This window comes from Bradyrhizobium sp. UBA2491, assembly GCF_002341725.1.
Classification (GTDB): Bacteria; Pseudomonadota; Alphaproteobacteria; order Rhizobiales; family Xanthobacteraceae; genus Bradyrhizobium.
Genome location: NZ_DDOP01000006.1, coordinates 91,357 through 111,770 on the forward strand (window position 1 = coordinate 91,357; position 20,414 = coordinate 111,770).

19 protein-coding genes are annotated in these 20,414 nt (G+C 64.8%); 9 read left to right on the top strand and 10 right to left on the bottom strand.

Annotated features, from left to right (window positions below; translation table 11 throughout):
- Positions 1–47 precede the first annotated feature (47 nt).
- Entirely contained in the window at positions 48–1,799 is a 1,752-nt protein-coding gene (locus tag B2W55_RS01835) for a type I secretion system permease/ATPase (RefSeq protein ID WP_024581648.1), read from the top strand.
- Positions 1,796–3,106: an HlyD family type I secretion periplasmic adaptor subunit gene (locus tag B2W55_RS01840; RefSeq protein ID WP_024581649.1), complete on the top strand. Its 1,311-nt coding sequence runs from the start codon at positions 1,796–1,798 to the stop codon at positions 3,104–3,106. Before B2W55_RS01835 ends, B2W55_RS01840 begins: the two co-directional genes overlap by 4 nt.
- Positions 3,107–3,260: 154 nt before the next feature.
- Here the strand turns inward: B2W55_RS01840 and B2W55_RS01845 are convergent, their stop codons facing one another.
- Both B2W55_RS01845 and B2W55_RS01850 read right to left on the bottom strand, forming a co-directional pair.
- A complete protein-coding gene (locus tag B2W55_RS01845; protein WP_024581650.1) occupies positions 3,261–3,743 on the bottom strand; it encodes a CinA family protein in 483 nt (160 codons plus the stop codon).
- A gap of 4 nt (positions 3,744–3,747) precedes the next feature.
- Complete coding sequence (locus B2W55_RS01850; RefSeq protein WP_160306702.1) at positions 3,748–4,719, bottom strand: MBL fold metallo-hydrolase; 972 nt, start codon at positions 4,717–4,719, stop codon at positions 3,748–3,750.
- A gap of 145 nt (positions 4,720–4,864) precedes the next feature.
- Here B2W55_RS01850 and B2W55_RS01855 point away from each other — a divergent pair, with 145 nt between their 5' ends.
- From B2W55_RS01855 to B2W55_RS01865, 3 genes are read left to right on the top strand one after another with little or no spacing between them, the layout of a single operon-like run.
- The gene (locus B2W55_RS01855) at positions 4,865–5,980 is read left to right on the top strand and encodes an amidohydrolase family protein (RefSeq protein ID WP_024581652.1); all 1,116 of its coding nucleotides are present in this window, start codon (positions 4,865–4,867) and stop codon (positions 5,978–5,980) included.
- 15 nt (positions 5,981–5,995) lie between these two features.
- On the top strand, positions 5,996–7,105 hold the full coding sequence (locus B2W55_RS01860) for an amidohydrolase family protein (protein WP_024581653.1): 1,110 nt from the start codon (positions 5,996–5,998) through the stop codon (positions 7,103–7,105).
- 1 nt (position 7,106) lies between these two features.
- Entirely contained in the window at positions 7,107–7,520 is a 414-nt protein-coding gene (locus B2W55_RS01865) for a Rieske (2Fe-2S) protein (RefSeq protein ID WP_024581654.1), read from the top strand.
- 117 nt (positions 7,521–7,637) lie between these two features.
- Here the strand turns inward: B2W55_RS01865 and tcuB are convergent, their stop codons facing one another.
- The 5 genes from tcuB to B2W55_RS01890 form a co-directional block, all read right to left on the bottom strand.
- Positions 7,638–8,741, bottom strand: coding sequence for a tricarballylate utilization 4Fe-4S protein TcuB (gene tcuB, locus B2W55_RS01870; protein ID WP_024581655.1), 1,104 nt, complete (start codon positions 8,739–8,741; stop codon positions 7,638–7,640).
- A gap of 13 nt (positions 8,742–8,754) precedes the next feature.
- On the bottom strand, positions 8,755–9,786 hold the full coding sequence (locus B2W55_RS01875) for an esterase (protein ID WP_024581656.1): 1,032 nt from the start codon (positions 9,784–9,786) through the stop codon (positions 8,755–8,757).
- A 23-nt stretch (positions 9,787–9,809) separates the two neighbouring features.
- Positions 9,810–11,210 (bottom strand): FAD-dependent tricarballylate dehydrogenase TcuA, encoded by a 1,401-nt coding sequence (gene tcuA / locus B2W55_RS01880; RefSeq protein WP_029879186.1) that lies wholly within the window; start codon positions 11,208–11,210, stop codon positions 9,810–9,812.
- Between the two features lie 79 nt (positions 11,211–11,289).
- The gene (locus B2W55_RS01885; protein WP_024581658.1) at positions 11,290–12,615 is read right to left on the bottom strand and encodes an MFS transporter; all 1,326 of its coding nucleotides are present in this window, start codon (positions 12,613–12,615) and stop codon (positions 11,290–11,292) included.
- A gap of 183 nt (positions 12,616–12,798) precedes the next feature.
- Positions 12,799–13,698 (bottom strand): transcriptional regulator GcvA, encoded by a 900-nt coding sequence (locus B2W55_RS01890; RefSeq protein WP_024581659.1) that lies wholly within the window; start codon positions 13,696–13,698, stop codon positions 12,799–12,801.
- 118 nt (positions 13,699–13,816) lie between these two features.
- Between B2W55_RS01890 and B2W55_RS01895 the strand changes: the two genes are divergently transcribed.
- Together B2W55_RS01895 and B2W55_RS01900 are read left to right on the top strand one after the other, a co-directional pair.
- Positions 13,817–14,020 (top strand): DUF1127 domain-containing protein, encoded by a 204-nt coding sequence (locus B2W55_RS01895; protein ID WP_024581660.1) that lies wholly within the window; start codon positions 13,817–13,819, stop codon positions 14,018–14,020.
- A gap of 69 nt (positions 14,021–14,089) precedes the next feature.
- Complete coding sequence (locus B2W55_RS01900; protein ID WP_024581661.1) at positions 14,090–14,713, top strand: GNAT family N-acetyltransferase; 624 nt, start codon at positions 14,090–14,092, stop codon at positions 14,711–14,713.
- A gap of 261 nt (positions 14,714–14,974) precedes the next feature.
- Here the strand turns inward: B2W55_RS01900 and B2W55_RS01905 are convergent, their stop codons facing one another.
- A complete protein-coding gene (locus B2W55_RS01905) occupies positions 14,975–15,805 on the bottom strand; it encodes an enoyl-CoA hydratase (RefSeq protein ID WP_024581662.1) in 831 nt (276 codons plus the stop codon).
- 157 nt (positions 15,806–15,962) lie between these two features.
- Positions 15,963–16,664 carry an SDR family oxidoreductase gene (locus tag B2W55_RS01910; RefSeq protein ID WP_024581663.1) on the bottom strand — a complete coding sequence of 234 codons (702 nt, stop codon included), beginning with the start codon at positions 16,662–16,664 and terminating at the stop codon, positions 15,963–15,965.
- Positions 16,665–16,735: 71 nt separating this feature from the next.
- On the opposite strand from B2W55_RS01910, the gene B2W55_RS01915 reads away from it, so the two are divergent.
- Together B2W55_RS01915 and B2W55_RS01920 are read left to right on the top strand one after the other, a co-directional pair.
- A complete protein-coding gene (locus B2W55_RS01915) occupies positions 16,736–18,517 on the top strand; it encodes an acyl-CoA dehydrogenase family protein (RefSeq protein WP_024581664.1) in 1,782 nt (593 codons plus the stop codon).
- Between the two features lie 195 nt (positions 18,518–18,712).
- Positions 18,713–19,801, top strand: a complete 1,089-nt coding sequence (locus tag B2W55_RS01920; protein ID WP_024581665.1) for a Zn-dependent alcohol dehydrogenase — start codon at positions 18,713–18,715, stop codon at positions 19,799–19,801.
- 144 nt (positions 19,802–19,945) lie between these two features.
- Here the strand turns inward: B2W55_RS01920 and B2W55_RS01925 are convergent, their stop codons facing one another.
- Entirely contained in the window at positions 19,946–20,299 is a 354-nt protein-coding gene (locus B2W55_RS01925; protein ID WP_024581666.1) for a nuclear transport factor 2 family protein, read from the bottom strand.
- Between the last annotated feature and the right edge of the window lie 115 nt (positions 20,300–20,414).

Consider the following 20,414-nt stretch of genomic DNA (forward strand, 5'->3'; position numbering starts at 1 on the left):
CGGTACAACGTGGTCATTACCTAACCGTTTGCAGAGACAATACATTAATGGCAGGTGCGCCCGCTGTCCGGCGTTCCGAACTGGCTGAGGCGCTGCGCGCATGCCGCGGTGCCTTCGTCGGTGTCGGCCTCATCAGTTGCATGATCAACCTGTTGTACCTGACAGGTTCGATGTTCATGCTGCAGGTCTACGACCGGGTGCTGCCGAGCCGCAGCGTGCCGACCCTGGTCGGTCTCGTGGTCATCGCCGCGGTGCTGTACATCGCCCAGGGCGTGCTCGACCTGCTGCGCGGACGGATCCTCGGCCGCGTCGGCACCTCGCTCGACGAGGCGCTCAATGCGCGGGTGTTCGACACCGTCGTGCGGCTGCCGCTGATCGCCGGCAATCGCAGCGAGGGGTTGCAGCCGTTGCGCGACCTCGACAATGTTCGCTCCTTCCTGGGCAGCATGGGCCCCGGCGCGTTCTTCGACCTGCCATGGCTGCCGTTCTACCTGGCGATCTGCTTCGCGTTCCACTGGCTGCTCGGCGTCACCGCGCTGGCCGGCGCCATCATTCTGGTGACGCTGACGCTGATCACCGAATACATGTCGCGCACGCCGGCCAAGGAGGCGATGTCGCTCGCGGCGCGTCGCAACGATCTCGCCGCCTCCAGCCGCCGCAATGCCGAGGTGCTCGTCGCGATGGGCATGGCCGGGCGCATGAACAAGCGTTGGAACGAGGCCAACGAGGAATATCTGTCCGGCAACCAGCATGCGAGCGACGTCACCGGCGGGCTCGGCGCGGTCGCCAAGGTGCTGCGCATGATGCTGCAGTCCGCGGTGCTCGCGGTCGGCGCCTATCTCGTGATCCATCAGGAGGCCACCGGCGGCATCATCATCGCCGGCTCGATCCTGAGCGCGCGGGCGCTGGCGCCGGTCGATCTCGCGATCGCGCATTGGAAAGGGTTCGTCGCGGCGCGGCAGAGCTGGCAGCGGCTCAACCGACTGTTGCAGCAGCTGCCGGCGCGGCCCGCGCAGACGCTGTTGCAGGCGCCGCAGAAGAAGCTCTCGGTCGAGGCCGTGACCATGGTCGCGCCGGGCGACCAGCGCGCCATCGTGCAGGACGTCTCCTTCGCGGTCGAAGCCGGCAGCGGTGTCGGCGTGATCGGCCCGAGCGGTTCCGGCAAATCGTCGCTGATCCGCGCGCTGGTCGGCGTCTGGACACCGGCGCGCGGCAAGGTGCGGCTCGACGGCGCCGCGCTCGATCAATGGTCGTCGGACGAACTCGGTCGCCATGTCGGCTATCTGCCGCAGGACGTCGAACTGTTCGCCGGCACCGTGGCGCAGAACATCTGCCGGTTCGATCCCGACGCCACGTCGGACGGCATCATCGCGGCGGCCAAGGAAGCCGGCGTGCACGAGATGATCATCAAGATGCGCGAAGGCTACGACACCCAGGTCGGCGAACAGGGTACTGCGCTCTCCGCCGGCCAGGCCCAGCGTGTCGCGCTGGCGCGTGCGCTTTACGGCAATCCGTTCCTGATCGTGCTGGACGAGCCTAACTCCAACCTCGACAGCGAGGGCGACGAGGCATTGACCCGCGCGGTGCGTGGCGCCCGTGAGCGTGGCGCCGTCGTCGTGGTGGTCGCGCACCGGCCGATCGGCATCGAGGGCGTCGATCAGCTGCTGGTGCTCAAGGACGGCCGCATGCAGACCTTCGGGCCGAAGGAGACCGTGCTGGCGCAGGTGTTGCAGCGCGTTGCGCCGCCGGTGCCGACGCCGATCAAGATCGTCGCCGACGCGGGGCACGCCAAGCCATGACGGAGCAACCGCGCAACGCGCATCTCTCGATCCGCAAGCACCTCATTGTCGGGCTCGCGGTGGTGCTCGTTCTCGGCGGCGGCGTCGGCGGCTGGGCCGCCACGGTGCCGATCTCTGGCGCCTTGATCGCGCCGGGCTCGGTGGTCGTCGAATCCAACGTCAAGAAGGTGCAGCATCCGACCGGCGGCGTGGTCGGCGAGGTCCGGGTGCGTGACGGCGACGTGGTCAAGGCGGGCGATATCGTGGTGCGTCTCGACGAGACGGTCGTGAAGGCGAGCCTTGCGATCGTGGTCAAGACGCTGAACGGTCTCTATGCCCGCGCCGCCCGGCTCGAGGCCGAGCAGCAGGGCCGCGACAAGATCGCATTTCCGCAGCAACTGCTCGATCAGGCAGGCGATCCCGACGTTCGCGACATCATGGCGAGCGAAACCAAGCTGTTCGAGGTCCGCGTCAACGGCCGCACCGGCCAGAAGGCGCAACTGCGCGAACGCGTCACCCAGCTCAACGAGGAGATCTCCGGCTTGCAGGCGCAGGAAGCCGCCAAGGACAAGGAGATCGCGCTGGTGCAGCAGGAGCTGGTCGGCGTCCGCCAGCTCTACGAGCAGCATCTGGTGCAGCTCACCCGCCTGACCACGCTGGAGCGCGACGCGGCGCGGCTCTCCGGCGAGCGCGCGCAATACATCGCCTCGCGCGCCCAGGCCAAGGGCAAGATCACCGAGACCGAGTTGCAGATCATCCAGGTCGACAAGGACATGCTGTCCGAGGTCTCGAAGGATCTGCGCGAGACCAACGACAAGATCGGCGAGTTCGTCGAGCGCAAGGTGACGGCGGAAGACCAGCTCCGCCGCGTCGATATCCGCGCGCCGCAGGACGGCGTGGTGCTGCAATCCACCGTTCATACCGTCGGCGGCGTCATCACCGCGGGTGATGCCATCATGATGATCGTGCCGAAGGCCGACGACCTGTCGGTCGAGGCCAAGGTCAATCCGCAGGACATCGACAAATTGCAGGTCGGGCAGAAGACATTGCTGCGGCTCTCCGCTTTCAACCAGCGTACCACGCCAGAGCTGAACGGCGTCGTCACCCGCGTCTCCGCCGACGTCACCACCGACCAGCGCACCGGGCAGAGCTACTACACCATCCGCGTCTCGATGCCGCCGGAGGAAGTCGCGCGCCTCGGCAGCGAGGTGAAGATCATCCCAGGCATGCCGGTGGAGGCCTTCGTGCAGACCGGCGACCGCACCATGCTGTCCTACCTGATGAAGCCGATGAGCGACCAGTTCATGCGCTCGTTCCGCGAGAAGTGAGGACTGGCTCGGCTGCTTCCTCGCGTCGTCCCTGCGAAAGCAGGGACCCATTACCACAGGATTGAGTTGTTGGAGCGCGCTGTGGCCCCAACCATGTTTAACAACATCTAGCGGTGGTTATGGGTCCCGGCCTTCGCCGGGACGACGGCGGAAACTACGGTGACAGATTCCTCAGCAACAACTCCAGCGCCGCTTTCGCGAACGCCTGCATGTTGGCCTGCCGGTCACCGCTTCCGGTTTCCAGCGTGATCACTTGCTGCTTGGGGCCTGCCACCGCCATGCAGCTATGGCCGGCGGCATCGCCGTAGCGGTTGCCGGTCGGGCCGGCCGCGCCGGTCTCCGACAATCCCCAGTCGGTCGAAAGCCGCTCGCGGATCTGGCGCGCCAGCAATTGCGCATAGGGCTCCGACGACGAGCGCAGACCACGCATCGCATCATCGGAAATGTCCATCAGCGTACGTCGTGCGTCGCGGGTGTAGATCACGCCGCCGCCGAGGAAATAGGCCGACGCACCGGGCACCGCCAGCAGCGCGGCCGAGATCAGCCCGCCGGTGGATGATTCTGCGACCGCAATGGTCTGCTTGTTCGCGATCAGTTTTGCTGCGACCTGTTCGGCGACAGCGCTCAGCTCTTTCATCTCGTCAACTCCGGTGCAGGATGCGTTTCAGCAGCGGCTTCTTCTCGGCGGGCTTGTCGGCCAGCGAGTGATAGACCACGCGAATGAAATTGCTGCTCGCCAGTTCGCTCAGCGCCCATTTGGCGTCGAGATCGGCAAACGGCTTGGCCGCGACCACCTCGTCCTCGCTCTTGCCGTCCTTGACGAGTTTCGCCATGCGATCGCGCGCCGTAGCCAGCATGGTGCGGTAGGCTTGCAGCGCCGCCTTCTCCGCGATCGGGCCGTGGCCCGGCACGATCCGGCTCCGCCCGTTGGTGAGCTTCAGATAGGTGTCGGCGGCGGCGATCATGCCGTTGATATTGCCGCCATTGGCGAAGTCGATGTTGGGATAGCGGCCGTTGGTGAAGGTGTCGCCAGTCGCCAGCACATTGGCGGTCTTGAACCAGACATAGGTGTCGCCGTCGGTATGGGCGTTGGCGATATGCTTGAGGTCGGCGACGCGGCCGGGCATCCGGATCTTGTAACGGCCGGTATAGGTCTTGGCCGGCAGTGCTTCCGGCGCTGCCGGCGGCGTCTTCACGCCAGTGAGGCCGTTGGTGGTCCCTGCCGCCAGCCGTGTCTTGACGTTGACCTCGGAGACGATGATGGCGCCATCCTTTGCGAACGGCGCGTTGCCGCCGGTGTGGTCGCCATGGAAATGCGTGTTGATCAGGTATTTGACCGGCAGCGGCGAGATCGTCGCGATCGCGGCCTTGATCTTGTCGTGCAGCGGCGCGAACTCGCTGTCGACCATGATGATGCCGTCCTTGGCGGTTGCCACCGTGATGTTCCCGCCCTGGCCTTCGAGCATGTAGATGCCGTCCCCGAGATCGGTGGTCTTGATCTCGACCTTGGAGAAGTCCGGCGCCGGCGGTGCGGCCGGTGGGCTCTGCTGGGCCAGTGCCAGGCCGGAGAGCGCGAGGGCGGCGGCAAGCGTCGTCAATCCGGTCCGAATCATCGCGAGATCTCCCTCATCGCGGCCCATGTTTTCCTAGCACACGGCCACGCCGTTTGCGCAAGTTGCAGGTCCGGGGTGAGCCTGCTTCAATATCGGCAAGGAACCAAGCGGCGTCGTCGAACAAGATGCCGTGAGAGGAAACATCATGACGTCGCCGATCGCGGGCGGCGTGGATTGCGATCTGCATCCCGCCGTGCCTCATCTCACCAGCCTGCTGCCCTATATGAACGATTACTGGCGCGACCAGGTGACGACGCGCGGCATGACAGATCTGCTCTCGCAATCCTATCCGGTCAATTCGCCGATCTCGTCGCGGCCGGACTGGCGTCCTGCGCAGGGCAAGCCGGGCTCGAGCCTTGCGGACATGCAGCGGCAGGCGCTCGACAAGTTTGGCACGGCCCATGGCATCTGCAATCCGCTCTACGGCGTGCAGATGGTGTTCTCCGAGGACATGGCCGACGCGTTCTGCCGCGCGTTGAACGACTGGCTGGTCAAGGAATGGCTCGACAAGGACGATCGCCTGCGCGGCTCGATCGTTGTTCCCGTGCAGAGCATCCCGAAGGCGGTCGCCGAGATCGAGCGCTGCGCGCAGGACAAGCGCTTCGTGCAGGTCTTGATGCTCGTGATGGGCGACATGCCGCTCGGCAAGCGCCATTACTGGCCGATCTACGCCGCGGCCGAACGGCTCGGCCTGCCGATCGGGGTCCATGCCGGCAGCGCCTATCATAACCCGCCGAGTTCGGTCGGCTGGGGCTCCTATCACATCGAGGACTATGTCGCTCAGGCGCAGGCGTTCCAGACCCAGCTCACCAGCCTGATCGTCGAGGGCGTGTTCGCGCGTCATCCGGCCTTGAAAATGGTGATGTTGGAGTCCGGCTTCACCTGGCTGCCGCCGTTCCTGTGGCGGCTGCACAAGTTCTGGCGCGGCGTGCGGATGGAAACGCCGTGGGTCGACCGCGCGCCGCTTGAGATTGTGCGCAGCAACATCCGCTTCTCGCTGCAACCGGTCGACGCGCCGCCGGAAGGCGATACGCTGAACCGGCTGTTCGACCATATGCAGTCGGACGAATTGATCCTATTCTCCACGGACTATCCGCATTGGCAGTTCGATGGTGACGAGGTGCTGCCGAAGGGGTTGTCGCCGGACCTAGTCCGCAAGGTCATGATCGACAATCCGTACGCGACCTATCCGCGCCTTAAGGTGGGGCATGATCCCGAAAAGGGGCCGCCGGTTGTCGGACAAGATCATGCCCAGAACTGAAGAGGAGACGACGCGATGAACGTCCAGATTCGTGAGCGCCCGGAAGCGGCATCGTCAACCAGCATCAAGACCGCGATCGCCGATTGCGACATCCATCCGGCACGCGCGACCAATGACGAACTGTACCCGTTCCTTGCCAAGCGCTGGCACGCGCATCTCGAAACCTTCGGCGTTCATGCCTATCAAGGCATGATGGGCGGCCCGCCCTATCCGAAGGCGCAGCCGAATGCCTCGCGCCGCGACGCCTATCCGCCGGAAGGCGGACCGCAGGGCTCGTCGCTGTCCTTCATGCAGAAGCAGCATCTCGATCCCAACAATGTCGCGCTCGGCGTGCTCAACCCGCTCAACACCGGGCAGGGCATCCGCAACCAGGAGCTCGCCGGGGCGATTTGCTCAGCGATCAACGACTGGCAGATCGAGAAGTGGACAGCCAAGGATTCGCGGCTGAAGGGATCGGTGGTCGTCGCCAATGAGGACGGCGTGTCGGCCGCAGCCGAGATCCGCAAGCGCGCCGGCGACAGTAATTTCGTCCAGGTGCTGCTGCTCAGCCGCAATGTCGAGCCGCTCGGCCAGCGCCGTTACTGGCCGATCTATGAGGCGGCGCAGGAGGCTGGCCTGCCGATCGGCGTGCACGCCTTCGGCTTCGGCGGCAACCCGATCACCGCCTCCGGCTGGCCGAGCTTCTATATCGAAGAAATGGTCGGGCATTCGCAATGCCAGCAGACCGTGCTGGCGAGCCTGGTGCTCGAGGGCGTGTTCGAGCGCTTCCCGAAACTGAAGATGGTGATGGTCGAGGCAGGGTTCGGCTGGGCGCCGTCGCTGGCCTGGCGGCTTGACAAGGTGTTTGGCCGCCTGCATGCCGAGGTGCCGCATCTGAAGCGCAAGCCGTCGGAGTACATCCGCGACCACATCTGGTGGACAACGCAGCCGATGGAAGACCCGGAGAGCCGCGACCATCTGTTCCAGATCATCGAGTGGATCGGCTGGGACCGGCTGTTGTTCGCGACCGACTATCCGCATTGGGACTTCGACGAGCCGTCGCGCGTGTTGCCGGCCGGCGTCAGCGACGCCCACAAGCAGGCATTCTATCTCGACAATGCCAAGCAGCTTTACGGTGTCTCATAAGATGGTGCGTCATGTGATTGCCCCGGTGGATGAACTGCCGCCGGGTTCGCGAAAGCTGGTCGAGATCGACGGGCGGCCGATCGCGGTCTTCAACGTCAAGGGCGAGTTCTTCGGCCTGCTGAATCGCTGCCCGCATCAGGGCGCCTCGCTGTGCGAGGGGCCGCTGATCGGGCTGGCGTCGTCATCGGACCCCGGCGAGATCGAATACACCAAGCTCGGCGAGATCCTGCGCTGCCCCTGGCATGGCTGGGAGTTCGATCTCCGCACCGGCCAATCCTATTGCGATCCGCGCCGTTTTCGCGTCCGTGCCTATCCGGTCAATGTCGAGCCCGGCACCAATGTGGTGAAAGGCCCGTACGTCGCCGAGACCATCAAGGTGGCGGTGGAGAGCGACTACGTGGTGGTCGATCTGTAGCCACTCGTCATTCCGGGGCGCCGCGCAGCGGCGAGCCCGGAATCCATTTCTACGCTTGTCTTGTGGCTCGATGGATTCCGGGCTCGTGCTGCGCGCGCCCCGGAATGACGGAAGAGGTTATTCCGCCATCATCTGCCGTTCCCGCGCGTAGCGCACCAGCGCGACGAAGCGGTAGATGCCGTGCACGAATTTCCCGTAGGGCATCGTGATGAACAGCGCAAACACCACGCCGAGATGCAGCGCCAGCAGCGGACCCATCGCGGCGCTCTCGCGCCACAGCAACAAGGCAAGGCCGGTGATGCTGGTCAGGAACAGCATCAGGATGAAGGCGGTGTCCATGCCCATGGCCTGCTCGTCGACCAGCACGCGGTCGCGCTTCCATTTCTCCGACAGGAGCCCGATCGGGCCGATCACGAGCCCGATGCCGCCGAGCGTGCCGAGCACCACCGGCAGGTCCCACCACGCATAGGGCGCCTCGCGCGCCAGCAGGTAGTGATAGAGCGTGCCGACGCAGGTCGCGGCGAAGCACAGCGCGAAGCCGTAGAAGGTGAAGTGGTGATACAGCTTGCGGCGGTCGGTCGGATGGTCGTCCTCGTTGAAGCACCCGACGCCGCCACCGTCGAGATAACGCAGCTCGCCGGCGTCGCGGATCGCCTGCAACAGCGCCCTCGCATCCGTCTTCATGCCAATGGGCTCGCCGATATCGCGCCAGAAGGCGCGCACGCCCATCGCCAGCGCCAGGATCGCGTAGAGCAAAGCGAGGCCGAACAACAGTGCCATCGCGTTGTGCGGCATCAGTTTGTAGAACGCGCCCGGACCGGTGTGGATGCCCATCAGAACGCTGGCGTCGTTGATCGCGGCGAAGCCGAAGATGAAGGCTGCGACGCTGAGTGCTGCGATCACGCTGATCACCAGGCCATTGCGCGCGAACGCGCCGGCAAAGGCGCGCGGCCAGGCATAGGCGGCGTAGGATTCGGCGCGCGCCACCGCGAGTGTCTTCGGGACGTTGACGTTGAATTCGTGCGGCGGCGAGAACTGGCAATCGGTGTAGCAGGCGCCGCAGGAATGGCAGAGATTGGCGAGGTAGTTGAGGTCGCCGTCGGAGAAGGCGCGGCGCATCTCCATCGCGGGAAACACCGCGCACAGGCCCTCGCAATAACGGCAGGAATTGCACACCGTCATCAGACGGTCGGCCTCCTGCAATGTCCTCGTCCCGTGCATCGCGCGCTGGTTCCTATCGTTTAGTCAGCCCTTTGCCTTCCAGCCATGTCTGGATCAGGCCGGCGACCTCGGCATTGTTCTTGTCCATCATCATCATGTGCGAATTGCCCTTGATCCCGACCTTGGGCAGGTCGACCACATCGACGCTGCCGCCGGCGGCGCGAATGGCGTCGGCGAAGGCACCACCGGTGGCGCGGATCTTCGGCCAGCGCGAATCGCGCTCGATGAAGTCGCCATAGACCATCAGGGTCGGGATGTTCTTGAGCGCGTCGACCTTGGCGGGATCGCCGACGCCGGCCGGCTCGATCGCGATCAGCGCCTTGACCTTGTCGGGACGCGCCTGCGCGACCTTGAAGCCGAACGAGCCGGCCTGGCTGTGGAACAGGATGATGCAGGGACCGACGCGGTCGATCTCGGCGATATAGGCCGCGATCGTCGCGTCGTCGGTCGTGGTCCAGCGCGGCACGTTCTGCTTGACGAAGTTCTCGTAGCCCTCGTTCGGGAACTGGCTCCCCGGCATCAGCTTGCGCTTGGCCGGATCGGGGTCATAGGAGCCGGGGCCGTCGCCGATCCGGAAGCGCTCGAACGGATTGGCGGTGGTCAGAAACACCGGCTCGCCCTTGAAGATGTCGGGATATTGCGCCCAGCCGGCGCGGCCGCGCTCGACCGCGTCCGAGTTGTAGACGCTCCAGCCCTTGCGCAGGAAGTAGTTCAGCCAGCCCTCGCGGCCATCGGGCGTCGTTTCATAGGTGACGCCGGTCAGGCCGCCGCCGTGCCACAGCAGCAGCGGATAGGCGCCCCTTTCATTTTGCGGCAGGAAGTACTGCACATACATCTGCTCGACCTGGTAGGTGCCGTTCGGATCGACCTTCGCCGGCACGCCGCCGGGCGTGAAGGTGACCTCCTTCACCGGCTTGCCCGTGATCTCGACCAGGCGGCCACCGACATGGAACGAGCCCATGTCGCGCAGCGCGATCGGCTCGGCTGCGTGTGCGGTGGCCGAGGTCATCAGGACAGCGGCGGCGACGATCGCAAGGCGTGGCATGGCTGCTTCCTCATCTCGCGCTGTCAGTTCCGCGCATTCTTCGCCGCTTCCCGTCCGGCGACGCGGCCGAACACGCTGCCGATGGTCATGCCGATGCCGGCGGCGTAGCCTTTGCCGAGCACATTGCCGGCCATGATCTCGCCGGCGGCGAACATGTTGGCCGACGGCTTGCCGTCCTTCATCAGCATGCGCGCCTGCTTGTTCACGCGGGTGCCGAGATAGGTGAAGGTGATGCCGGGCCGCACCGGATAGGCGAGATAGGGCGGCGTCTCGATCTTGCGGGCCCAATGCGTCTTCGCCGGCGTGATGCCTTCGGTACGGCAGTCGTCGAGGATGGTGTGGTCGAAGGTGCCGGGCCGCACCGCGGCGTTGAACTCGGTGATGGTCTTTTCCAGCGCGGCGGCATCGAGCTCGAGCTTGCCGGCGAGCTCGGCAATCGTCGCGCCCGCGATCGGCGGAAACAGCGTCGGCATGAAGCTCGTGACGACCGTCGAATCGAAGATGATGTAGGCGATCTGGTCGGGCTGCGCCGCGACCAGGCGGCCCCAGATCGCATAGCGCTTCGGCCAGATGTCCTCACCCTCGTCGTAGAAGCGCTCGGCGTGCTTGTTGACGACGATGCCAAACACCACGGAGTCGTGGCGGGTGATGATGCCGCCGTCGAATTTCGGCGCGCGGGCGTCGATCGCCACCGCATGGCACTGCGTCGGATCGCCGATCTCCTGCACGCTCTTGGCCAGCAGCATCTTGAGGATCGCGCCGCGGTTATACGGCGTGCCGCGGATCAGGAAGTTGTCGGCGGCCTCGCCCCAATATTGCTTCAGCCATTCGATGTTGGCTTCGAAACCGCCGGCGGCCGCGACCAGCGTCGAGGCCCGCACCTCGGTCTTGCCGCCGACCGGCTGCTTGAGCTGCGCCGACAGGAACATGCCGTGCTCGATCACGAGGTCGATCACCTCGGCATTGTAGAGGATGTCGACGCCGAGCTCCTCGGCGGTGCGATAGAGCGCGTTGAGCATCGCGCGGCCGCCGCCGAGGAAGAACGAGTTGGTGCGGCCGAGACTCAAGGTGCCGCCGAGTGAGGGCTGCCAGCGCACGCCCTGTTCGACGATCCAGTTCAAGATGTCCTTGGACTCGTGGATCATGAAGCGGGCCAGTTCCTCGTCGGTCTGGCCGCCGGTCACCAGCAGCAAATCCTTCCAGAACTCCTCCTCGGTGTAGGGGCCGGTGAGGATCTCGGTCGCCGCGTCATGGGCGCAGCGCATGTTGCGGGTGTGGCGGGTGTTGCCGCCGCGGTAGAATTTCGGAGCACCTTCCAGCACCAGCACCGAGGCGCCGGCGCGCCGTGCGCTGATCGCAGCGCATAAGGCGGCGTTGCCGCCGCCGATCACCAGCACGTCGAACCTGCGCGTCAGATCAACCATGCGCTCTTGTGATCGTTGTTGGCATGGAAAGCAACATGCCGGGGCAGGCGATCGGCCTGCCCCAATTGCATGCGGAGGATCAGGCCGCGACCGTCTTGCGCTCCTCGATGGTCTGGCCGCCGCGATAGACGATCAGCGCGGCAACGATGCCGAGCGCCGCGCCGAACATCAGCCAGTACGCCGGCGAGGCCTTGTCCTGCCCGGTCATTGCGATCAGCTTGGTTGCCACGAACGGGGTCGAGGTGCCGAAGATGCCCGCTGCCAGCGCGAACGCGATCGAGAAGCAGGTGGTGCGGACATGCGCCGGCACGATCTCGACCAGGCATCCCAGCATGGTGCCGCTGTAGACGCCGAAATAGAACGAGAACATCATCTGCACCGCCAGCAGTTTCCCGAGCGTAGGCTCATGCGCCAGCCATGACAGCGCCGGGTAGGCGGTCACGAACGACAGACCCGCGATCGCGAGCAGCACCGGCTTGCGGCCGATCCGGTCGGACAGCGCGCCGCCGACCGGATTCCAGATGAAATTCGTCACCGCGACCAGCAGGGTCACCAGCAGGGTCCCGGACGCCGACAGGTGCAGCTCCTTACCGAAGCCGGGCGCATACACCGTGATGAAGTAGAACGTCGTGGTGGTCAGAACCGCAATCATCATGCCGAGGATGACGATGCGCCAGTTCTCGATCGCCGATGCGAACACTTCGCTCGGCGTCGGATGCTTCTTCATGGCCAGGAAGGCCGGGGTTTCCTCGAGCGAGCGCCGCAACGCGAAGATCACGGGAATGATGAGGCAGCCGATGAAGAACGGGATGCGCCACTTCGCAACGCCGCCGAGCGTATCCAGGAAGGTGTCACCAGGTATTACCTCACGCAACACGTATCCAATGATCGCGGCGACGAAGATTGCGACCTGCTGGCTGGACGATTGAAACGAGGTGTAGAAGCCCCGGTTGCCGGGCGTCGCGATTTCGGAGAGATAGACGGAGACGCCGCCCAGTTCGACGCCGGCGGAAAAGCCTTGGATCAGCCGCCCGATCAGCACGATGATCGTCGCGGCAATGCCGATGGATGCGTAGGGCGGGCAGAACGCGATCACCACCGTGCCGAGCGCCATCAGCGCCAGCGTCACGATCAGGCCCTGGCGGCGGCCGATACGGTCGATGTAGGAGCCGAGCACGATCGCGCCCACCGGGCGCATCAGTGCGCCGAGCCAGAACACGCCATAGGCATTGAGCAGCGCCGCGGTCTCGTTCTGGGCGGGAAAGAACGCCTTTGCGATGTCCTGCGCATAGAAGCCGAACAGGAAGAAATCGAATTGCTCGAGGAAATTGCCGCTGGTCGCGCGCAGGATCGCGCCGAGACGTGACTTGATTTGCGGAATTTGCGATGGACTCGACTGCGACATAACGGCCTTTCCTCCCCGTGGCAAAATCGGCCGGCGCAAATTGTTTCGCCGGCGAAGGCAGTTAACTGCCGTATGCGGCAATTTGGCACGGCTGTCCGGCGCGACCAACCTGAAATCACGCCGCCACCATCGGAAAAAAGCCGTAGATCGAAATCGCCGGAGCGCCTTCGCGCGAAGAAGGCGTCAGGGCGCTGTATGCGCGGCAGCGCCGAGCCAGGACCGGAACGCCGAGAGCTTTGCCGTGTCGGGGCGTCCCTGCGGCGAGACCAGATAGAAGCCGGCATCGGCTGGCAGCGCGATCTTGAAGGGAACCACGAGGCGGCCCTTGGTGATGTCGTCCTGCACATAGGAGGTGCGGCCCATCGCGATGCCGATGCCGTCGATCGCGGCCTGGATGGTGACGAACAGGATGTCGAAGGTAATGCCCGGCTGCTTGGACACGTCGGTCGGAAGGCCCGCCGCGGTCAGCCACAGCCGCCAGTCGTCGCTGTTGGCGTTGCCGGTGTGCAGCAGCACGTGGTCCCTGAGGTCCTCAGGAGATTTGAGCGGCTTGTTGCCTTGCAGCAGCGACGGGCTGCACACCGGAAACAGTTCGTCCGCCATCAGCCAGTCCGCGCGCAGCCCCGCCCATTGGCCGCGGCCATAGCGGATCGCGGCGTCGACCTTGTCGCGCTGGAAGTCGACCAGGCTGGTCGAGGTGGTGATGCGGACGTCGATCCCGGGATGCGCCTCCTGGAACGCCGACAGCCGCGGCAGCAGCCATTTGGCCGCGAGCGATGCCAGCGTCGAGACGGTGAGCACGTGGTCGTCGTCCCGCCGCAGCAGCCGGTCGGTCGCCAGCCTGAGGTCGTTGAACGCGGCGCGGACGCCGGGAAGGTATTCAGTAGCCTCCGGTGTCAGGCTCAGCGAGCGGTTCTGGCGGATGAACAGGCGGACGCCGAGTTCTTCCTCGAGCCGCCGGATCTGATGGCTGATCGCGGTCTGCGTCACGTTCAGTTCGGACGCCGCCAGCGTGAAGCTCATGTGTCGCGACGCGGCCTCGAAGGCCCTCAAGCCGTTCAGTGAAGGCAGCCGGCTGGTCATCCCTTCAATGCCTCCAAATACATGACTTTAATTCATGCGAAGCAGTACAAAGTGTCGTTTGTGAACGGACCGAATAGCTCCGATATTCCCGCCAACAGGTTACCGATAGGAGCCGCAAATGTCCATTTTCACCCATGAATCGATGACAAATCATCATACGCCGGGGCTGCTGAATCAGGTCAGCGACACGATCCATGTCTGGTGGGATCGTTATGAGCGCCGCCGCGAACTGTCGCAATGGACCGAGCGTGATCTGCACGACATCGGCATGTCCCGCAGCGACATCGCTTTCGAAACCGAGAAGCCGTTCTGGCGGGCCTGAGAAGGACGCCTTCGCTGGCGCCGCCTCAATGAGGGACGCCGGCCAATTTCTTCGCCCGAGGAGCGTGTCATGACTGCGCTGCGTCTCGATGATCTGAAGCAATACTCCGATGTGCTGCGCGCCAAGGACGGCAGCGAGATCAAGGTGCGCTTCGTCGAGCCGCGCGACCGCGAAGAGCTGCAGAGCTACATCCGTTCGCTCTCCGCGAGTTCCCGTTACAACCGCTTCCTGGGCGCGTTGAGCGAGCTGCCGAAGACGGAGCTCGAGCGCTTCATCCATGTCGGCGAGGCTGACCGGTTCACGGTGGTCGCGACGATGCTGGTCGATGGTTTCGAGACCATTGTCGGCGAAGCGCGCTACGCCTTCCATGCCGATACGTCGAGCGTCGAGTTCGGCCTGTCGATCGATGACCGGTGGCAGGGCCACGGCATTGGCAAGGCGCTGTTGAAGAATCTCGAATGCCGCGCGGCGTCCTTCGGAGCCGAGCGCATCTTTGGCGACACGTTGCGTTCCAATGCCAGCATGATCGGCCTGGCTCGCAAGTCCGACTACGCCTTCGTGCAAAGCCCCGGCGACTGGAAGCTGGTGCGCTTCGCGAAAGAGCTCCACGTCGAGCCGCAAGACATTCCATGTGCCAGCTGGCGGCTTGCCGCCACTTCCCGCTCGGCCGCGATGTCCTCGCTTGCGGTTTGACTGACTAGGCCCGGTTCTGGCCTCCCCAGAACCGGGCCCTTTTCTTTCTCTGCCTTCACCACTCGCTCCGCTGTCGCCTCTCCCCTTGTGGGAGAGGCCGCAGTGCATGCAGCGCAGCGGAATGCGCTGCGGGTGAGGGGTGCAGTCTCGCGGCAGGCTCGTGCTCACGGAGGGGCTTGAACCCCTCGCCCGGATTGCATCTTTCGATGCAATCCGACCTCTCCCACAAAAGGGAGAGGTGATTTCGAGGGCGCTATGCGCTCAATTCCCTTTAAACACCGGCTTGCGCTTCTCGATGAAGGCCTGCACCGCCTCCTTGTGATCGGCGGTCGTGGTGAGGCGGATCAGCCGCTCGGCCTCGTGGTCGCGCGCGGTGGCGAAGTCGAATTGCAGCGCCTCGTCGAGATTGTCCTTCATGTAGCGCAGCGCCAGGGTCGGGCCCTCGGCCATCGACTTCGCCAGCGCGAACGCCTCGTCGTGCAGCGCCTCGTCCGGCACCACGCGGTTGACGAGGCCGATCTGTTCGCACCTCGTCGCATCGACCTTCTCGGAGGTGAACATCAGCTCGCGGGCGCGCGAGGTGCCGACCAGCCGCGTCAACAGCCAGGCCATGCCGTAATCGCCGCTCAGCGCCACGCGCAGATAGCCGGTCGAGACGAAGGCGGATTGTGCGGCGATTCGGATGTCGCAGGCCATCGCGATCGCAAGGCCGGCGCCGACCGCGGGGCCAGGCAGCGCCGCAATGGTCGGCTTGCGCACCGAGGCCAGCGCGCCGGTGAGCAGGCGCTGGCGCTCCTGCAAATCCGCGACCTTGTCCTCGTAGGACATTTCGAGCTTCTTCGGGTCGCGATTGGCGCCCATGCCCTTGACGTTGCCGCCGGCGCAGAACGCCTTGCCGGCGCCGGTGACCAGCAGCACGCCGACCTCGGGGTTCTCGCCGCAGGTCCGGATCATCGTGCGCAGCGCGGGCGTCAGCGTGTCCGACAGCGAGTTGCGGGCGTCCGGGCGGTTCAGCGTGATGATGGCGACGCGGTCGCGGATCACGCAGAGCAGTTCGTCGGTGCCGGTTTCGATCTTGATTTCGGTGGTCATGGTTCCTTCCCCTGTTCGTCGTCATTGCGAGGCGCAAAGCGCCGAAGCAATCCATGTCGCCGCTCGTGATGGCATGGATTGCCTCGCTCCGCTCGCAATGACGGATGCGGCGGATGGTTGTCGGCGACGTTACGCCGCTTGCATGATCTTCGTCATCTCAAAACTTCTCAACCCAGGGCCGCAATTCCAGCTCCCAGGTCCAGGCGCTGCGCGGTTGTTGCAGCACATTCCAGTAGCTCAAGGCAATCGCGTCGGGATCGAGCATCGAGTCCGGCTTGTCGACGGGCTCGGTGCGCGCGGCGCTGCGGATGCCGCCGTCGATCACGAAATGCGCGACATGGATGCCCTGTGGCGACAATTCGCGCGCCATGCTCTGCGCAAGACCGCGCAGCGCGAATTTGCCCATCGCGAACGGCGCCGATTGTGCATAGCCCTTGACGCTGGCGGAGGCACCGGTGAACAGGATCGCGCCCTTCTTGTTGGGGACCATGCGTTTCGCCGCCTCCTGCGCCACCAGGAAGCCGCCGAACGCCGACACCGCGATCGCCTGCTCGACCTCGGAGGGCACGAGTTCGACGAAGGGTCCGCGCGATCGGCCGGAAGCATTGTAGACCACGAGATCCGGAGTTCCGATTTCACGCTCGACGAGGCCGAACAGGCGTTCGACCTCCTCGGCCTTGGTGGCATCGCAAGCATAGGCCTTCGCGCCGGTCTCGGTGCAGAGCGCGCCGAGCTTCTCGATGCTGCGGGCGCCCAGCGCCACCCGAATTCCCTCTCGCGAAAATAGCCGCGTGAGCGAGGCGCTGAGGCCCTCGCCGGCGCCGACGATCAGGGCGATCTTGTACTTCGGAATATCCATTGGGCTTTCCTTTGCTCGGCCGGAGGAGGATAGTCGTGCCCAAACAAATGAGCACCGAAGCCGGGAATTCAATGCAGCAGCATACGCAGGATCTGACCTCGTCGCCCACCAGCCAGCCGGGCCTGCTGGCGCCCGACACGACGGGAATGAATTTCTACCGCGCCGATCCCGCGCTGACCGATCTGCTCAAGCTGCATTTGCCCGAGGCCTTGTTCCGCCACATCGAGCCGCATCTCGACCGGCTCGGCGGATTGGCCGGCGGCCATCTCGATGAATGCGCGCGGCTCGCCGATCGCCATACGCCAGTGCTGCACCAGCGCGACAAGTTCGGCCGCGACGTCCAGACCATCGAATATCATCCGGCCTATCGCGAGATCGAGAACGCCGCGTTCGGCGAGTTCGGCATCCACGCGCTGTCGATCCGCAAGGGCATCATGGGCTGGCCCGACAAATACCCCGTGGTCGCCAAGCATGCCTTCACCTTCCTGTTCAACCAGACCGAATTCGGCATGGGTTGCCCGATCAACGTCACCGACGGTTGCGCCAAGCTGCTGAATAATTTCGGCAGCGAGGCGTTGAAGGCGAAATATCTCGACGGCCTGACCCAGACCGACATGAGCAGACTGACTCAGGGGGGCCAGTTCATGACCGAGAAGGAAGGCGGCTCCGACGTCGGCACGCTGACCACGCGCGCGGTGCAGGAGGGCGATCACTGGCGGCTCTATGGCGAGAAATGGTTCTGCTCGAACGCCGATGCCAAGGTAGTGATGCTGCTGGCGCGCCCCGAGGGCGCGGGGCCAGGCACCAAAGGCGTCGGCCTGTTCCTGATGCCGCGCTTCCTCGACGACGGCTCGCAGAACCACTACCGGATCGTGCGCTTGAAGGACAAGCTCGGCACCCGCTCGATGGCTTCCGGCGAGATCAAGTTCGATGGCGCGATCGCCTATGCGGTCGGCAAGCTCGACCGCGGCTTCGTACAGATGGCCGAGATGGTCAATTCGTCGCGACTGTCCAATGGCGTGAAATCGACCGCGCTGATGCGCCGTGCCTGGCACGATGCCATCACCGTGGCGCGGAACCGCGTGGTGTTCGGCCAGCGCATCATCGATCTGCCGCTGGCGCGGCGGCAATTGATGAAGATCATGCTGCCGACCGAGCAGGCGCTGTCGATGAGCTTCCTCACCGCGGATGCGCTCGACCGCGCCGAGGCCGGCAGCCAGGACGCCGCGGCGCTGCTCCGCATCCTGACTCCGACGTTGAAATTCCGCGCCACCCGTGACGCCCGAAAAGTCTGCGGCGATGCCATGGAGATGCGCGGCGGCATCGGCTACATTGAGGAATTCGTCACGCCGCGCCTGCTGCGCGATGCGCATCTCGGCTCGATCTGGGAGGGCACCGGCAACATCGTCGCAATCGACGCGCTGAAGCGCGCGGTCGGACGCCATGGCGCCGACAACGCGCTCGCCGCCGATCTGCATGCGCGGCTCGATGACAGCGCCAATGTGCCGCAGGCCTGGCGCAACCGGCTGCGCGAGCTCAGCGACCGCGCGATCACGTTTGCCCGCGAGGTCGCAGGCCGCATCGATAATGAGGGCGATGCGCGGCGTGCCACCAGCCTGCTCTATCATGTCGCAAGCGCCGTCGCGCTGGCCTGGGAAGGTGGCCGCATTCATGAGATGCGCGGCGATGCACGCCGGCTGTTGTTGTCGCGGATGGTGATCGATCACCGCGTGATGCCGGGCGATCCGTTCCGGCTTGCGGAAAATACCGTTCAGCGCCGGATGACCGAGCATCTGCTCGGTGATCGCGCGATCGGCATGGCCGAGGTTGGCGAATTGCTTGTCGCAGCGTAGGCTCGCAGTGGCCGCTCACGCAGTCTCACCTCTCCTATCGGGAGAGGTCGGATCGCGTCAGCGATCCGGGTGAGGGGTAGTGCTCTGTCGATAGGCCCGAACCCCTCACCCGGACCGCATCTTCGATGCGCTCCGACCTCTCCCTGCGGGAGAGGTGGAGAGCGTGCGTAACAAAAAACATGAGAGGAAATTCCGATGAAGGCCGCCGTCCTGCATGAAGTCAATCAGCCGCTGGTGATCGAAGATGTCAGCGTGCCCAATCCCGGGCCGCGCGAGGTCCTGATCCGCACCGCGGTCGCGGGCCTCTGCCATTCCGACCTGCATTTCATGGAAGGTCTCTATCCGCACCCGCTGCCGGCCGTGCTCGGCCATGAATCGGCCGGCGTGGTCGAGAAGGTCGGCTCCGACGTCAATTACGTGAAGCCCGGCGATCACGTCGTCACCTGTCTCTCGGTGTTCTGCGGCACCTGCGATAATTGCACCACTGGCCGCACCGTGCTGTGCACCGACACCACGGTGAAGATGCTGCCTGGCGCCTCCAACCGGCTGTCCTGGGGCCGGAAGGAGAAGCTCAACCAGTTCCTCAATCTGTCGTCCTTTGCCGAGCAGATGCTGGTGCACGAGAACGCCATCGTGAAGATCAAGAAGGAGATGCCGCTCGATCTCGCCGCGCTGATCGGCTGCGGCGTCATCACCGGCTACGGCGCCGTGGTGAATACCGCGAAGGTCACCGCGGGTGAGACCGTGGCGGTGATCGGCTGCGGCGGCGTCGGCATGGCCGCGATCAACGGTGCGCAGATCGCCGGCGCCGGCCGTATCATCGCGATCGACACCAATCCGGCCAAGCTGCAACTCGCGACCAAGCTTGGCGCCACCGACATCGTCGATCCGGCCCGCGGCGACGTCGTGCAGCAGGTGCGCGAACTCACCGGCGGCGGTGTGCAGCATTCCTTCGAAGTGCTCGGCCGCAAGGACACCGCCGAGCAGGCCTTCGGCATGCTCGCCGCGGGCGGCACCGCGACCATCGTCGGCATGATCCCGTTCGGTCAGAAGATCGAGCTGCACGGCTTCGACTTCCTGCGCGAGCGCCGCATCCAGGGCTCGTCGATGGGCTCGAATCATTTCCGCGTCGACATGCCGCGCCTGGTCGACTTCTACATGCGCGGCAAGCTGCATCTGGAAGACTGGATCTCGGCCAAGCTGAAGCTCTCCGAGATCAACGAGGGTTTTGCCAACATGAAAGCCGGCAAGACGCTGCGCAGCGTGATCATGTTCGACAGCTAAATTTGCGTCGTCCCGGCGAAGGCCGGGACCCATAACCACCACCGTTTGGATGGTTAAGAAAGCGGTCCAACCCTGTGCCCAAAGCGCAGACTCGGCGTATGGGTCCCGGCCTTCGCCGGGACGACGGTGGTGTTGTGTTCGCCCTCACCGCGCCACGTGTGCGGAGACCGCGAGCCATTTTCCGTTCTGCCTCGCCCAGCAATCGGTGTAGCAGCCGTGCATCGGTTCGCCATCCGCGGTGCTGTAGCTGGTGCGGGCATGGATGATGGCGAAATCGCCGAGGATGCGAATCTTGACGTCCTCGGCCTTCAGTCCCTTGATCTTCACCGGGATCGCCGTCTGCTTCAGGAAGGCGGCGCGATCGACCAGGCTCTTGTCGGGATTGGTGCAGTAGAAATCCTGCGCCAGGATTTCATCGAAGCGCTCGACGTCGCAGTTCTGCACCGAATCGACGTAATCCTTGTTGAGTCTTGTCAGCTCTTCGAGGTCGTTGCTCATTGGTTTTCTCCCTATTCCCCTCGTCATTGCGAGGAGCCAGCGGGTCGCGCGAACGCGCGCCCGATGACAGGCTCCGCGAGGAAGCAATCCATGCCTCCGCATACGCGGATATATG